The organism is Micromonospora sp. NPDC049114 (assembly GCF_040648635.1).
GTDB lineage: Bacteria > Actinomycetota > Actinomycetes > Mycobacteriales > Micromonosporaceae > Micromonospora.
Window position 1 is genome coordinate 34669 of the sequence record NZ_JBEZEA010000005.1, and the last position, 14115, is coordinate 48783.

Genomic DNA, 14115 nt, shown 5'->3' on the forward strand with positions numbered 1-14115 from the left:
ACCCTCCTAGGACGCTCTAGGCGGTGTGCGGTGGTTCGCGGCCCACACGACCGGGGTGGGGCCTGTGCGGAGGACCGGCAGGTGCTGCGCTAAGCTGTACCGGCTGTCGCAGGGGAAGCCTTGCGGGGGCGGGACGTGGCGCAGCTTGGTAGCGCACTTGACTGGGGGTCAAGGGGTCGTCGGTTCGAATCCGGCCGTCCCGACAGACAAAAAGCCCTGACCAGCGGAAACGCTGGTCAGGGCTTTAAGTTTGTCTATGGGGTTTTGAACCGTCCCCCGAAAACCCCCCGTTTACCGGGGTCGACAACGAGGTTCGTCATCCCTGTGCATCGTTGGGCAGGGCGGCTGGGGGATCTTGCCGCGTCCCGTGGTCGGTGCCGAGTCGCTCAAGGATGTCCGAGACGTCCGGGGCTTGGGCCGGCTTGGCGATGTAGTAGGTGGCGGTGACCTCCTCGCTGGAGTGTCCAAGCTGCGCTGCGGCGCTCTTCGTGTCGGTCTCTTCCTTGATGAGGGTGGCCACGGTCTTGCGGAAGGTGTGCGGGGTGACCCAGGCGAGGTCGGTGTCGGCGCGAGCCTCACGCCACTGACGGCGGACGTTGTTGGGCGACAGCCAGGTGCCGCGTCGGGAGGCGAAGATCGCTTCGTGGGGGTTGTCGGCGGCGACGAGCTTACGGGCCAGCAGCATGCCGACGGCGAACCGGGGCAGCACGACAATCCGCCAGCCGGCGTCGCTCTTGGTCCAGGGTTGACGGAAGAAGCCCTGGCCTTTGACGAAGACGAGCGTGCCGCAGATCGTCAGGGTGGGGCGTTCGGCGGCGAGGTCGAGGTCCTCCCATCGCAGGGCAAGGATCTCGCCGATGCGGGCGCCGGTGGCGAGCATCAGGTCGACGATATCCGCCAGATCGCCGCTGTGCCGTGGTCCAGGCTTTCCGGGGGTCGGTCGCTGCCAGTCGCGGATCGCCATCCGGACGGCCTGGAGATTCTCGTCGGTCAGGGCGACGACAGCGCGGCGGGGTTTACGGAGCCGGCTGGTGTCGCGGACGGGGTTGGTGGGGATCGCGCCGTGGCGTACGGCCAGAGCGAACATCTGGCTCAGGACGACTTTCGCGCCTTTGGCTGCCGAGGGCCGGTCCTTCGCGATGTCGCGCAGGAACCGATCCAGGCGCCCGACGCTGGCTTCCCGGATCCGGAGATTGCCCAGGGCAGGCAGGATCGCGTTGCGAGTACTGGTCTCGTATCGCTGGATGGTTTGTGGTGCGATCCGCTCTTCGGTGGTGATCTCTTCGATCCACAGGTCGGCGAGTGTGCTGACGCGAGTCTCCCGGGTGATCTCGTCGTCGTTCGGGGTGGTTCGGTCACGTAGCTTGACCTTCGGCGCCCGTTCGGCGGCCGGGCCGGTGGTACCGGTGGCCTCAATGTCGCGGGTCTTGCCGTCGTAGTCGCGGAACCGCGCTCGCGCGCGGAACCGATTGGGTTCCAGCTTTTGAATGCGGATCTTGCCCCAGGTGCCGATGGGTAGTTCAGGTCGGGCCATGGGGTCAGCGCTCCGCGTCGGTGTGTTCGTCGAGCCAGCGTTCGACTTCGCTGCGCCGGTAGCGCAGGGTGTTGCCGACGCGGATGGCGCGGGGTCCCTTGCCTCGGCTGTGCCAGGCGTAGAGGGTGTTCTTGGGCTTGCCCAGCCAGGCGGCGACGTCGTGGATGGTCAGAAGGGGATCTGGCCGCCATTCCGGGGCGGCTGAGCCGTTCATCGCCGGCCCAACGTGTTGGTGGAGCCGGGCAGTCGGCGTCGCGTGGCGCGGCCGGCAAGTTGCCGGCGACCGGTTCCATCTAACAACGCGGTTTGGGGGTGGGGCGGGCACCGATCTGTCCTTTCAGGATTCAAGCCTGTCCGAATTCGGAAATCAACGGCACTGTCGCTGCCATGTACGGTCGAGGGATCTACTGACTGTGGAGGCTTATCCACCCGTGCCGTTCGTAGGGTGTCAAGCCTCCCGTTGATTCTTGAGCAGGTTGCAGGGTGTATTTGCTTGCCCTGTTCGAAATCGATGCAGATTCGGAGATTTTGAAGCGTTTCCACGTTGGAGCCTTTCGGTGAGGGGTGCGGTGCCGGTGTTCGCCCTGGTAGCGGTGCTGCCGAAGGGGTATGTCTGCCAGCGCTGCCGAGTCGGAGGATCCGGCGATCGGCGTGCTTGCGGGACTGCTCGTTCACACGTCGGCGGGCCGGCCGACTCGAAGTCCGGCGGCGCATGGGTGACTCGGAGTGCATTCGGTCTCGGTTCGGTTAGCCACCACAGTGGCCGACCTGGATGGGTTGGGACTGCTGATGTTCTGCGGAACTTGCCGAAAATTGAAAGGAAAGTGCCGGTTGAGCCGAAGGCTCAACCGGCACGCTCGCCGCTGCTCCACGTATCGCTGTTATGGGTGGCGTTTCACCTATTTTCGGCTCGTCAGGGTGTCAATGCCTCTGGTCGTTTGTTAACTCGGGCGGATTGCTGCCTCCGTTGCCGTGCCGCAGTGGGTAAGAAGCTCAGACGGGCGATGGGTCAAGTTGTTCGAGGATCTGCTGCTCACCGACCAAGACGGGATGATCGATGCGATTGCCGTCGTCGTCCTCGGCGGCGTAGGTGTGATGGCGACGGCCGAGGAGCTCCAGCTGCCCGGGCGGTCGGTGAGGTGGCGCAGCGCTGTTCCGAGAGCCCTTCGTTCACACCGAAGAGGTCGCTGGTTCGATACGGGGGGGAGATGGGCCGGTATCGGTGGAAGCCGACGGTGGCGGCGGTGGCGTCGTCGGTGAGGTAGATGTCGCCGTAGAACATGGCGTGTTCGATCCAGATGGCGAGGACGTCGGTGAGGATCCGGCGCCGTGGGCTTGGGTCGGGGATGAGCCATGTGGCGAGCGGGCTGGGATGGACGGCGTCGGCGACGAGTGCGGCGACGTGGTCTTTGTTCGCCCAGTGGGCGGCGCGGATACGCGGAACAGCGTCCACGGCGGGATTTCCTTGAAGTTGTTGGCGGGGTCAGGAGTTGTCGCTGCTCGTGGTGTGGGTGTGGACGAGGAACAGGTGGTAGTCGTCGACGAAGGCGCCGTTTCGGTCGCTGTCGGCTGGCGGTGTGAGTGCGGCTCTTTCGTAGGCGAGTAGTTCGCCTGTGCTGGGGTTGAGGATCAGCAGGAAGCGGATGTCGTCGGCGGTGGCGCTGACGCCGATGCCGGTTCGGCCTGCCCGGTCGGTCACCGATGGGTGGTAGGTGATTCCGGGGGTGTCGCGTAGGACGGTGAGGATCGCGGTGCGGGCTGGTTGGTTGGGGGTGCGCCAGCCGAGCAGGCTGGCGAGGCCGCGGAGGATCGCGGTGGGTCTGAGGAATCGGGGTTGCGTGGTGTTGATCTGTGCGGTGAGTGCCGTCGGGTCGGCGGCGATCGGTCCGATGGGTCCGTCCAGTTGGCCGGGGTAGTAGGTGCTGTCGTCGGTGGGCTGGTTGCCGCCGGGGTAGCGGCTGCGGATGACGCGGCCGGAGGCGTCGTCGGCACGCCAGCGTTGCTCTTGGAACAGCACGATCCGCGTGGTTGTGCTGTTGCCTGCGGTCGTGGTGTCCGTGGCCCACTGGAGTAGATGGACGTAGGCGAACCGGCCCGGGATGGCATCACAGCCGGACGGCCCCGCCCCTATCGTCCTGAAGCCCGGCCGCGTCGGGGATGACGCCGACAGACGCGTCGGCGCCTGGTCGATTTTTTGTCGGGCACGAGTCTTGAGCTGTGCCGCGGTCAGGGCGGCGGGCGATGGACACGGTGCCACGGTCGGTCGGGACGCGACGGTGCTTGGTGGCGGGGGTGGGGATTGCATTGGCCCGGCGGTCCCCGTCCAGGTCGGGATAGCGGTGGCGGCTGCGAGCAGACCGAGCACACAGGCGGCGGCCATAACCTCGATGGCTCCCCGGCCCACCGGGCGGGGCTTGCCGGTCGGAGGTCGCACGGGTGATTGGTTGTTCACGGTGAGCTTTCCCGGGTTGAGGTGAATTGAGCTAGCGCTAGGTGGCGGTGGCGAGGTCACCGACGGCGGCGTCGACGGCGGCGTCGACGGCGGCGGTGATGTCGCGTACCGGTTGGTAGTGCTGCGCGGCGGTGGCCCGCAGGCGGCTGGTCATGGCTGGGGTCTCGTCGTCGAGGTAGAGGTGGTCGGTGAGGCCGAGGTCGGTAACGAGGCCGGCGAGGGCGGCGCTGTGGTCGTTGGGTTGTTCGTGACCGGCGGCGAGGTAGCGCAAGCGGGAGCGAGCGATGACCGCCCATTTGCTGTCGGAGGGCAGGTAGGTGTCGGCGCGCATGAGGCCCGCCGAGGCGCCGTCGGGTGCACTGGCGCAGGATCCCGCCAGCGAACAGGTCGGCGAGGGTGCGGTCGTACGCGTCGGCGAAAACGCCCGCAGCCACATGCTCAGCAGCGGGTGAGCGTTGCGGATGGTGGCGGCTGTGGCGTCGGCGATCAGGTCTCCGACTGGCCGGTCGATGTGCGGGTGTATTCGCTGGTGGTCGGCTGCGTGGGTATCGATGTTCGGGTAGAGGGTCACCCGCCCGGCCAGGTACCAGTCGATCAGGACTGCGCCCGCGAGCCCGAGGATGAGGGTCTGTCGGTGCACGTGGGGGTGTCCCGTGTCGTCGTGGCCGAGGAGGAACAGGTCATCGCAGCGGGAAACCTCTCCACGGTCGAGCCAGGGCGGCTCCATCGCTTCCGCTACTGAACTGAGGCTCATTGGATCTTGCTGGCACGCTTGGCATCATCTGGGGTGGCAGAGCAAAGCGTCGTCAGGGCATCAAGGTGGGCGCAATGTTCAACGACCTCGCGGTTGGCTTTGTCGAGCTGGCCGTAGTCCTGGAAGAAGCTCCTGCTGAGACAGGGGCGTTGCGGCCAGATGCGTGTGGTTAGGCGTACGAGGTCGCGGGCGGGTAGGTCGTAGCGGCTGTGCTCGAAGTCGATCAGCCGGATAATCCCGTCGTCGCCGTAGATCATGTTGCGAGGCATGAAGTCGAGGTGACACGGCACGGCCGATAGCGGTGCGAGGTCCCGTAGCGCTCGCATGTGGGCGCGCATTTCGGCGCGGCAACTGGGAGTGATCCGCTCGCCCGCTAGGTGGATCCAGTGCTCGGCGCGTTCGGCGAGCCAGGCCGTCCAGTCTGGTTCGAGGCGGGGCGGTCCGGCGGTGTGCAGTGTCTTGAGTAGTTGTCCTGCCTGCCGGTATGCGTCCTGCTCGGCCTTGGGGTCGAGCTGTCGCTGGCTGAGTGGGAGGCCCGGTACCGCGGTGATGACGATGGCCGGTGGGTCGTCGGCTATCGCGAGCAGCCGGGGTGCTCGTTTACCGAGGCCGGGTACCCAGGTGCTGTAAGCATGGATTTCCTGGGCGTGGAGTTCCGGGCTGCGGTGGATCTTGACGATCACCTCACCTTGCGCGGTCGTCGAGGCGCGTAGGGCGCGAGTGCCGGCGTGGCCGGGGTGCCAGCTCACGGGCTTGGCGTCGGTGTCGAGGAGACGCTGGCAGAGCGCGAGGTGAACGCTGCCGTCAGTCATGGCGGGGTCGGAGGTGTCGGGTGTCGTTGTGGGTGACCAGCTGCCAGATGGTGCGGCCGAAGCGGTTAGTTGGCCGCTGCCACCGGGCGAGGGAGGCGTGGTCGTTGACGAAGCCGAGCCGCAGGCATGCGTTCCGTGGCAGGCCGAGGAGCAGCGTGTGCGCCGCTTCAACGGTTTCCCCATGGGCCGCGAGAAGAATTCGTTCGCCGTCGTGGCGGGTGAGGATCTTCTGTAGCGCTGCAGTGGCCCGGTCGAGGTACTCGTTCCATGTCTCCGAGCCGGAAGCGTACTGATGGTCGGGGCTGTGCTGAGGCGGCCCTCGGAAGGAGGTCTTCACGTCTGCCCAGGCTCGACCGTCGGCGTCGCCGTGGTCAGGGCCGCGGAGATCTGGGTCGATGGCGGCGGGCAAGCCCAGGGCTCTGGTGATGATCTCGGCGGTCTGAGTCACGCGAAGCCGGGGTGTGGCGTAAAAGGTGGCATAGGGTCGGTGGGCGTGCTCGGCCGCTAGCCGGGCAGCGAGCTGTCCCGCCTGGTTCCAACCGAGGTCGGTGAGGCCGGTGCAGCCCTGTTTGCCGCCGACGATTCCGGCGACGTTGCAGGCGGCTTCGCCGTGACGGGCGATCACCAATTCGGTCGTGGAGGCCATCCGAGGGCTCCTTTTCTGGTCGGCTCGGCTGGGAACGGGTCGGGCCAGGGCCGGACGGTGGGCCAGGGGTACCGGTAGCCGTTGCGGCCGAGGTACCGCAGTGTCAGCAGGTGGTGCAGTTCGGCGTACTGCTTCAGGTCGGCCAAGCTGCAGAGCAGGGGCGCGATCACGACGCGGTAGGCGTGAAGGCAGTGGGCGATGGTTTGCTCGTCGAGGCGGCCATGGGTCATGGAGGCAGTGACGAGCAAGCCAGCCAGGTCGTAGCCGAAGGGAGCGAGCGTCATGTCGTCGAAGTCGACGACGGCGACGTCTTCCTCGTTGGCGAGGTAATTACGGATGTTCGGGTCTTTGTAAAAAGCTGCAGGCTGATCGGCCAGATCGAGTACCGCGCCGATGCTCGATCCGGGGACGCCCGCCGCGGCAGCAGCGCGATGCAGCGCCTCCTGGCGTGGGCTGGTGAAGCCGGGGATTACGAGTCCGGTCGGGGTGATGTGGGGTTGATTGAGACGGGCAGCCCGAAGTTCATGCCGGTGCGCGGCAGCGTGGAGCCGGCCGAGTGCTGCAGCGGCCCGCGGAAGATCGCCCATTCCGGGTGTGTGCCCCGGCAACCGTTCGAAGATCAGATGCCGGACACCCCGCGCGACAAGCGCGGGCAGACGTACGCCGGAGCCCAAGCCGGCCAGCCAGGCATGGTGAGCGGCAGCGGCGGCGCAGCGTTCCGGGTCGTCGTAACGCTTGACGAAGAGAACGCCACTCACGGCCGCACCGCTACGGCATAGCTGACGGTAGATCGGGTCGTGTAGGGCGGCTTGGACAGGCGCTGCTGGAGGGCCTTGGCGAGATTAGGGATCCCGCCGGTCAGGGTAATCCGGTATTTGGGTGTGGTGATGAGGTAGCGGGCGAGGTGCGTGGCGTCCGAGAACTGGAAGACGTGTTCCTCGTGATGGACGTCGATGACGGTCAGGTTGGTGGCGGCGACGATGTGCAGGTTGCCGCTGTGGAAGCTCTCGTAGAGGCTCGGTCGGCTGGTGGCGTGTGGGTCGAGTCCGGCGGCGTGGACCAGATGGTCGAGTTCGCCGTAGCTGTCCAGCGACTTGGTGACCAGGACAGCTGTGCCGCCAGGACATAGACAGCGGGCGATTTCCGCTACGGCCAGACCCGGCGTTGGAGAGTGATAGAGGCAGAAGGCGGCAACCGCAGCGTCGGCCACGCTGTCCGGCAGTGGCAGGTGATGGAAGTCAGCGCATACCACTGAACCCAACTCGCCAGCGGTGCCGAGGCGGTCGCGGGTAGTGCGGAGAAGCGCGACCGAGGCGTCGACGGCAAAGAGCCGGCGGGGCCGGAGTCGGTTGGCCAGGCGCAGGGTTGTGGTGCCGCGCCCGCAACCCATGTCGAGCACGGCCGCCCCGCGTGGAACCCGGGCGGCGAGCAGGTTGGCGATCGCGTCGGCGACGTCGCTTCCGCTGATCTTGCCGCGATGCAGCGCGTGGGTGCGGTCGGCGAGCGGCCGTCGCCCCGGTAGAGGTCGCCCTTGACCAGGGCGGGGTCAAGGAACGGGTTGGCCGACATCTGTCGCCTCCCGTCCCGCTGCGGTCAGGTCACGGGCTGATGCTCGTCGCGGACGCGGTTGATCAGACGGGCGGCTTGGCGGCGGCTGGTGAGAGTGATCAAGCGGATGTGTGGTCCGTGCTCGCGGAGCAGGTGCTGGACTCGTGGGCGCATGGTGCGCCGGTAGCTGAGGATGTAGCGGACGAAGTTCCAGGTGATGCGGTCGTAGACGCCGTCTTGGTGGTGTTGTCCGCCGCGGTAGCGCCAGCGGCGTTGGGCAATGCCCCACAGGCAGGTCGTGGCGGGCAGGTCGAGAAAGATCACGGTGTCGGCGGCGGCAAGCCGGATGGGCAGAGTGCCGGCGTAGTTTCCTTCGATGATCCATCGTTCGCCAGCGACAAGTTTCTCCTGCTGGGCGGCGAACTCGTCCTGCGGTAGCGGCTTCCAGTGCTCGTCGTAGTAGGTCGCGTCGAGGTGAGTCAGCGGCACGTCGAGGATCCGGGCCAACTGGCGCGCGACGGTGGACTTGCCGCTGCCGCCGCAGCCGATGATGGCGATCCTGTCCATGGTTCTCCAGGGTAGAGGTGCGGTGAGCTCGTTCGGTGGTGACACGGTGAGTCATGACCGCACCGGCCCCGGGTGGCGCAGCAGGTAGTCGAGCACTTCGAGTTGGGTTGAGAGCCGGAACGGGTCGAGGTGACGGAGGCATTCGGTGATGAGGCTGGCGTGCTCACCGGTGCCGGCGATCTCCGTGAGCCAGCCGACGCGGTGCCGCACGTCTGCGGCGTCGCCGACGATCAGCGACGAGGGAACGAATACATTGGCGCCCCGAGGGCCGGTCGGAGACACCCGAGTTCGCGGAGGCCGTGGTGGGGCTGGCCGGGGAATGGGAGCTCTCGGCGTGGTAGGAGAACTCTACGATATTTATAAAGCGGGCGAAGCCTTCAGTGATCCAGAGAAGGGGGATGAATATCTGTGTGAGTTCGGATACACCGGATATTGCCCCATGCCTCCGGGTCTGGATGGTTGAGAGAAAGTACGACGCAATAATGGCAAGCGAAAGCCGATTGCGGCCATGATAGTGATTGGGGGGTTGCGGTGAGCGTGCTAGGGGATCTTGCGCGGCTTAGCATAGGCGAGTTGGAAGAGATTCGTCGTTTGAGAGTCGCGGATGCATACGACCGGCTTGCGGACTTCGATCCGGTACGCCGCCTGGACCTGGATCGGGATTGGAGGAGGCTCGCCGCACTCATGGATGCTGCGGACTTTCCCATCAATCCCATCACCGGTGGATCGCTCTTTCCAGACGAGCGCAGGGCATGGGGAGACGAAATTCGCTCACGGCACTTAAACGTAGACGAGGTCGCGCAAGGGGCTGAGTGCCTGAATCGAGTGTCTTTTGATCTCCTGGTGCCGCATATGCGGGCCGTGCTCGAGGCGGAGGATGGCCAACACGTCGACCTTGACCCAAGCTCCCCCGACTACCTGAAATCGATCGCTTTGATGGAGGGGAGCCGCATCACGATCCCTGACGAGGTAGTGCACGATGCTGCGCAGGTCGTGGGCGAAAGGTATCACCGTTTGGTAGCCTTCTTTGATGCAGCCGCCCGCCATAACCAATGTACCGTCTTCTGGGCTGGCTGAAACCGGCGCATGATCCAACACTAGCGTCGGATGCGCACCACCTATTCGAGGCAGATGCGGCATCAGGTCAGCAAAGAGCCTGGTGCCGCATCTGCACCGCTGTATTGAGAGCGCGCGTTTGGGAATGTGGGCCGGTCGACTGTGTCGCACAGTGGGTCCGGTCGCTGGACGCACTCGGTCGGTAGGCAGGCATGGATCGAGTGCGGCGCTACCCGTCTGACCCGATGCTAGTGGGGCAGCATCGAGCCGATGCTGCCTTCTCCGCAGTGCGTGGGCAGACCGGGGAAGTATCCATCGTCGTACATCCGCGTCGCTGGGCCGTGCAACGGAGCCTGGCCCGGCTCACCGCCCACCGCCGCCTGGACCGCGACTATGGGACCTACCCCGAGCGCGTCAGAGGCCATGATCCGAGGGGCGGCCCTTCGGCGGCATGCTTCGCGGTGTCTCACCCGAGGCGAAGCAGCCATCCGCCGGCGACGCCGCATCGTCAACACCTCCGACTGACAGGGATGCAGAGCGGGCTGTGGGTCTTGCTTCGCACCATCCGCCTCGTTTGGATCGACAGCGGCTACACTGGCCGGCTCGTCGAGGCTGGGCGCGCCCCACCTCGCGTGGATCGTATGGATCGTCGCGAACTCTGCCGGGCAGACCACCCTCATCGTCCTGCACCGCCACAGGGCCGTTGAGTGCACCTTCTCCTGGACCAACCGCTGTCGATGCGGCTGCGGGAGCCAGCGCTGGGGCCATTTACAGCAATGGCTCCCGCACCTGACGACCGGTCGACGATCGGCGGCCCGTGGCGAGCCCGGGGGAAGCAGGTTGGGAGCAGTGGGGTGTCCTGAACGGCCTTGAACTGCGTCCAACGGCGTCGCACCGCGCTAAGCTGCACCCACCCCTGCCAGCGCCGCTCTGACCGCGGCCGGCGGCGCCGCGCCCCGGGGGCAGTTTCGCCTCCCAACCCAGCCCGTTGGCCTCACTGGACAGCCTGGCCACGTTCATCGAATCTATCTGGGGACACGAATTCGTACGCTGACAGACGGCCCCTTCGGCGAATCCGGAGAGCAATCACCGCAGCTAGAGTTGCGCGAGCTTCAGAGTTGCGCTGAGCGCCATCGTCGGTGGGGCAATGGTTCGTGTCGCCGGTTCGTGTCGCCCCACCGACACGAACCCCTTGCTCGTGGTGCGAGTCGCGCCGAGCAGGCGCACGCTGTTTCCTGGTGACGGCACGTCCCCGATGGTGGGGGAGCGGGCGCGGTGGGACCCCGTGCTGTCCTCTCGGCCTGCCCCCCGTTTACCCCCCGAAAACCCCCGGCTGCCGTTGACAACCAGTGACAAGAAGCGACCACTGCTTGATCGTGTCTGTGCAGCCTAACGCCCTTGGTTGACAATCAATGACAAGCTCGACTTGGTCACGGATGGTAACAAGGGGTCGTCGGTTCGAATCCGGCCGTCCCGACAGCGAGAGGGTTTCCACAGGTCAGAGCCTGTGGAAACCTCTTTTTTGTGTTCATGGTGGTTCGTCGAGGTCGAGCACGCCGCTTATCGACCCCTTGACTCGACGGGTGACCGACATGGCTCTACTGGACCTCACCAAGCTCACGACCGACCTGTCCTCGACCTGGGCGGGGTACCTGCGCGACTGGGACCGGACGCTGCGGGCGGGCAACTATCCGGAGACGACGCGGTACAACTACCTCCTCGCCGCGGCACAGTTGGCCCGCTACCTGGCCGAGCATTCGCCTGACCCCGATGCCGTCGACGCTGCGAAGGACCCGACTGAGGTGACCCGGGGGCATGCGGAGGCGTTTCAGGCATGGATGATCGAGACCCGGTCGCCGTCGACCGCGCTGAACAAGCACAAGGGTCTGCAGCAGTTCTTCAAGTGGTTGCTGGCTGAGGAGGACATCGACCGGTCTCCAATGGATCGGGTCCGGCAGCCCAAGACGCCACAGAAGCTGATCCCGATCATCCAAACGAGGACACGAAGAAGCTCCTCGACGCCTGCAAGGGCAAGACCTTCCCGCAGCTGCGCGACGAGGCGATCATTCGCCTGTACTACAACACGGGAGCGCGGCTGTCGGAGGTCGGCAACCTGCTGCTCGACGATGTGGACCTGAACACGGAGTCGGTGCACTACCACGGCAAGGGCGCCAAGGACCGCCGGGTGCGATTCGGGCCGAAGACGGCCCGGGCCATCAGCCGCTACCTACGCGCGCGGGGCAAGCACAAGGGTTCGGAGCTGCCGGATCTGTGGCTCGCCGACCGTGGTGGACGGAGGTTGGCGGCCAACGGCATCAAGATTCGCCTGAAGCGATTGGGTCTCGCCGCGGGCGTGGCGAATGTGCACGCCCACCGCTGGCGGCACAACTTCGCCCACGAGTGGAAACGTGCTGGCGGGAACACCGGCGACCTGATGCTGTTGTTGGGCTGGACCTCCGAGGACATGCCCCGGCACTACGGCGCCAGCGCGGCAGCGGAACGCGCCCAGGAGATCCAGGTGCAACTGGGCATCGGGGAAGGTGTGTAGCCGCCGGCAACACGGTCGGTCGAACCGAGTGGGGCTTGGCCGACCGCGTTGTCTCGTCGCTGATCGGCGGACCTGAGTCGAATCCGGCCGGTTTCGGCCTACTCACGCCGATGCAGATTCCCGGCGTGCTGCTCATCGTCGACAGACCGCATGGCGGGATGCCTCAGCGCTGATCAAGCGATGTCACGGACGAACGGGACTGCGTAGATTTCCGTGTTTGACCTGGGTGTGGTCCGTTGGACAGGACGTTGATCCTGTCCGGGAAGGACCACGTCATGGCAGACAAGAAGAACGCTGTTCAGCTTCCTGAACCGACGGCGGCGGAGGTGGAGTTCGCTCAGCAGCTGGTCGAGCGGGCCAAGGCCGACGGAGTGTCGTTGGTCGGGCCGGGTGGCCTCCTCGCGGGGATCACCCGCACGGTCCTTGAATCAGCGCTCGACGCGGAACTGGATGCCCACCTCGACGAGGTCGGCGTCGACGAGGCGACCGGCCGGCGGACCAACATCCGCAACGGGCACGGGGCGAAGACGGTGCAGACCGAGGTAGGGCCGGTGCGGATCCAGGTCCCACGGGATCGGGCGGGCTCGTTCGCCCCGCGGATCGTCCCGAAGCATGCCCGCAGGTTGGACGGGTTCAACGAGGCGATCCTGTCGCTGTATGCCAAAGGGCTGACCACCGGGGAGATCTCCGCGCACCTGGCGGATGTGTATGACGCCGACGTGTCCCGGGAGTTGATCAGCCGGGTCACCGACAGCGTCCTGGAGGAGATGGAGGCTTGGCGGCAACGGCCACTGGACAGGATCTATCCGGTGGTGTTCATCGACGCCCTCGTCATGAAGATCCGCCAGGGGCAGGTCGCGAACCGGCCCGTCTACGTCGTGGTCGGGATCAGCCTCGACGGGGAACGTGACGTGCTGGGCATGTGGGCCGGGACCGGCGGTGAGGGCGCCAAGCAGTGGGCCGGCTACCTCACCGAACTGCGCAACCGCGGCGTCGAGGACGTGTTCATGGTCTGCTCCGACGGCCTCAAGGGCATGACCGACGCCATCGAGCAGGTCTGGCCGCAGGCGGTGCACCAGCAGTGCGTCGTGCACCTGGTCCGGGCCAGCCTGCGCTACACCAATCGCAAGGACTGGCAGAAGATCACCCCGGCGTTGCGGGAGATCTACACCGCCCCCACCGTCGCCGCCGCCGAGGCCCGCTTCGAGGAGTTCGCCACGCAGTTCGGTGACCAGTACCCCGCCGTGATCCGACTCTGGCGCCAGTCGTGGCCGCAGTTCGTCCCCTTCCTGGACTACGACCACGAAGTCCGCAAGGTCCTCTACACCACCAACATCATCGAGTCCCTCAACGCCCGGTTCCGGCAGGCCGCCCGCCGGCGCGGGCACTTCCCGACCGAGCAGACCGCGATGAAGGTCCTCTACCTCGTCGTCCAGCAGAAACGCCGGGGCGGCGGGAGCATCACCGGCCGGGTCTACGGTTGGGCCAAGGCCCTCAACGCCCTGATCCTCGCCTACGGCGACCGGATCACCATCTAACAGCATCGATCACACCACAGGCCCAAACACGGAAATCGACACACTCCCAGCCTTAGGTGGGTCCTTGTTCGTACCTCCACCTACAGGCGCACGCTCACACGGCTGACTAGGAGCGGCGATCGCGGGCGTGCTTCCCATTCGACCGATACGGCTGCGGGAGCCAGCGCTGGTGCCAACCGCACCGGGCCGGCAGCCCACGAGCGGTCGGCGGTCGGCGGCCCGATGCGAGCCCGGTTTGGGGGAGCAGGTTGGGAGCAGCGGGGTGCCCTGAACGGCCTTGAACTGCGTCCAACGGTAACGAACGGCGCTCAACTGCACCCACCCCATCCTGCGGCTCCACGTTGCCGCAGGTCAGAGTCGGTGCGGCGTCCTGTTAGGGGTCGAAGTGGTCAGGCTGCTGCTTCCGGGATGTCTGGCGCCAGCCGGCGTCTCGGTTCGCCTGAGGTCACGTCTGTAGATGTGCTGCAGACCGATGTGGAGCGTTGCGGGTGAGCTTGCTGGAGTCGGCCGCAGTTTCCATCATTCGAGACACCGATCCCACGGGCAACCTCCTGAGCTGACCTCTTCGGCATGCTCGAAGCGGTCAACGCTGGCCGCGGAGGCGGTCGGACGGCGTCCGCTCGTGTCGAAGTGAGTGCGTCGGCGTCGCGGCGTTGGGCG

At 66.2% G+C, this 14115-nt stretch carries 15 protein-coding genes and 1 tRNA gene; 5 read left to right on the plus strand and 11 right to left on the minus strand.

Annotated elements, in window-relative coordinates:
- The first annotated feature begins 129 nt into the window (after window positions 1–129).
- Window positions 130–203: transfer RNA gene (locus AB0B39_RS17025), tRNA-Pro, on the plus strand.
- Window positions 204–316: 113 nt separating this feature from the next.
- Here the strand turns inward: AB0B39_RS17025 and AB0B39_RS17030 are convergent.
- The 11 genes from AB0B39_RS17030 to AB0B39_RS17080 form a co-directional block, all read right to left on the minus strand.
- Window positions 317–1534, minus strand: a complete 1218-nt coding sequence (locus AB0B39_RS17030) for a tyrosine-type recombinase/integrase (RefSeq protein WP_357574750.1) — start codon at window positions 1532–1534, stop codon at window positions 317–319.
- Window positions 1535–1538: 4 nt separating this feature from the next.
- Window positions 1539–1748 carry a helix-turn-helix domain-containing protein gene (locus AB0B39_RS17035; protein ID WP_357574751.1) on the minus strand — a complete coding sequence of 70 codons (210 nt, stop codon included), beginning with the start codon at window positions 1746–1748 and terminating at the stop codon, window positions 1539–1541.
- A gap of 819 nt (window positions 1749–2567) precedes the next feature.
- Complete coding sequence (locus AB0B39_RS17040; RefSeq protein WP_357574752.1) at window positions 2568–2987, minus strand: hypothetical protein; 420 nt, start codon at window positions 2985–2987, stop codon at window positions 2568–2570.
- Between the two features lie 30 nt (window positions 2988–3017).
- Window positions 3018–3551, minus strand: a complete 534-nt coding sequence (locus tag AB0B39_RS17045; RefSeq protein WP_357574753.1) for a hypothetical protein — start codon at window positions 3549–3551, stop codon at window positions 3018–3020.
- A gap of 472 nt (window positions 3552–4023) precedes the next feature.
- Window positions 4024–4740 carry a GPP34 family phosphoprotein gene (locus AB0B39_RS17050; RefSeq protein ID WP_357574754.1) on the minus strand — a complete coding sequence of 239 codons (717 nt, stop codon included), beginning with the start codon at window positions 4738–4740 and terminating at the stop codon, window positions 4024–4026.
- Complete coding sequence (locus AB0B39_RS17055) at window positions 4737–5552, minus strand: aminoglycoside phosphotransferase family protein (RefSeq protein ID WP_357574755.1); 816 nt, start codon at window positions 5550–5552, stop codon at window positions 4737–4739. Before AB0B39_RS17055 ends, AB0B39_RS17050 begins: the two co-directional genes overlap by 4 nt.
- Window positions 5545–6198, minus strand: coding sequence for a histidine phosphatase family protein (locus tag AB0B39_RS17060; RefSeq protein WP_357574756.1), 654 nt, complete (start codon window positions 6196–6198; stop codon window positions 5545–5547). Before AB0B39_RS17060 ends, AB0B39_RS17055 begins: the two co-directional genes overlap by 8 nt.
- Window positions 6174–6956, minus strand: a complete 783-nt coding sequence (locus tag AB0B39_RS17065; RefSeq protein WP_357574757.1) for a phosphotransferase — start codon at window positions 6954–6956, stop codon at window positions 6174–6176. Before AB0B39_RS17065 ends, AB0B39_RS17060 begins: the two co-directional genes overlap by 25 nt.
- Complete coding sequence (locus tag AB0B39_RS17070) at window positions 6953–7597, minus strand: class I SAM-dependent methyltransferase (protein ID WP_357574758.1); 645 nt, start codon at window positions 7595–7597, stop codon at window positions 6953–6955. The genes AB0B39_RS17065 and AB0B39_RS17070 overlap by 4 nt, the downstream gene beginning before the upstream one ends.
- Window positions 7598–7791: 194 nt before the next feature.
- Window positions 7792–8313, minus strand: a complete 522-nt coding sequence (locus tag AB0B39_RS17075) for a topology modulation protein (RefSeq protein ID WP_357574759.1) — start codon at window positions 8311–8313, stop codon at window positions 7792–7794.
- 51 nt (window positions 8314–8364) lie between these two features.
- Window positions 8365–8595 (minus strand): hypothetical protein, encoded by a 231-nt coding sequence (locus tag AB0B39_RS17080; protein WP_357574760.1) that lies wholly within the window; start codon window positions 8593–8595, stop codon window positions 8365–8367.
- Window positions 8596–8850: 255 nt separating this feature from the next.
- Between AB0B39_RS17080 and AB0B39_RS17085 the strand changes: the two genes are divergently transcribed.
- The 4 genes from AB0B39_RS17085 to AB0B39_RS17100 all read left to right on the plus strand — a co-directional run bounded on the left by AB0B39_RS17085 (window position 8851) and on the right by AB0B39_RS17100 (window position 13455).
- Entirely contained in the window at window positions 8851–9390 is a 540-nt protein-coding gene (locus AB0B39_RS17085) for a DUF1877 family protein (RefSeq protein WP_357574904.1), read from the plus strand.
- 1571 nt (window positions 9391–10961) lie between these two features.
- Complete coding sequence (locus tag AB0B39_RS17090; RefSeq protein ID WP_357574905.1) at window positions 10962–11507, plus strand: phage integrase N-terminal SAM-like domain-containing protein; 546 nt, start codon at window positions 10962–10964, stop codon at window positions 11505–11507.
- A complete protein-coding gene (locus AB0B39_RS17095; RefSeq protein ID WP_357574906.1) occupies window positions 11417–11917 on the plus strand; it encodes a tyrosine-type recombinase/integrase in 501 nt (166 codons plus the stop codon). The genes AB0B39_RS17090 and AB0B39_RS17095 overlap by 91 nt, the downstream gene beginning before the upstream one ends.
- Window positions 11918–12192: 275 nt before the next feature.
- Window positions 12193–13455, plus strand: a complete 1263-nt coding sequence (locus AB0B39_RS17100) for an IS256 family transposase (protein WP_357574761.1) — start codon at window positions 12193–12195, stop codon at window positions 13453–13455.
- The last annotated feature ends 660 nt before the right edge of the window (window positions 13456–14115 follow it).

What these genes read in the sequence shown, in the direction of transcription:
- AB0B39_RS17060 (WP_357574756.1), bottom strand. Translation starts at nt 6,198, where the DNA reads ATGGCCTCCACGACCGAATTGGTGATCGCCCGTCACGGCGAAGCCGCC.
- AB0B39_RS17055 (WP_357574755.1), bottom strand. Translation starts at nt 5,552, where the DNA reads ATGACTGACGGCAGCGTTCACCTCGCGCTCTGCCAGCGTCTCCTCGAC.
- AB0B39_RS17050 (WP_357574754.1), bottom strand. Translation starts at nt 4,740, where the DNA reads ATGAGCCTCAGTTCAGTAGCGGAAGCGATGGAGCCGCCCTGGCTCGAC.
- AB0B39_RS17090 (WP_357574905.1), top strand. Translation starts at nt 10,962, where the DNA reads ATGGCTCTACTGGACCTCACCAAGCTCACGACCGACCTGTCCTCGACC.
- AB0B39_RS17035 (WP_357574751.1), bottom strand. Translation starts at nt 1,748, where the DNA reads ATGAACGGCTCAGCCGCCCCGGAATGGCGGCCAGATCCCCTTCTGACC.
- AB0B39_RS17030 (WP_357574750.1), bottom strand. Translation starts at nt 1,534, where the DNA reads ATGGCCCGACCTGAACTACCCATCGGCACCTGGGGCAAGATCCGCATT.
- AB0B39_RS17100 (WP_357574761.1), top strand. Translation starts at nt 12,193, where the DNA reads ATGGCAGACAAGAAGAACGCTGTTCAGCTTCCTGAACCGACGGCGGCG.
- AB0B39_RS17075 (WP_357574759.1), bottom strand. Translation starts at nt 8,313, where the DNA reads ATGGACAGGATCGCCATCATCGGCTGCGGCGGCAGCGGCAAGTCCACC.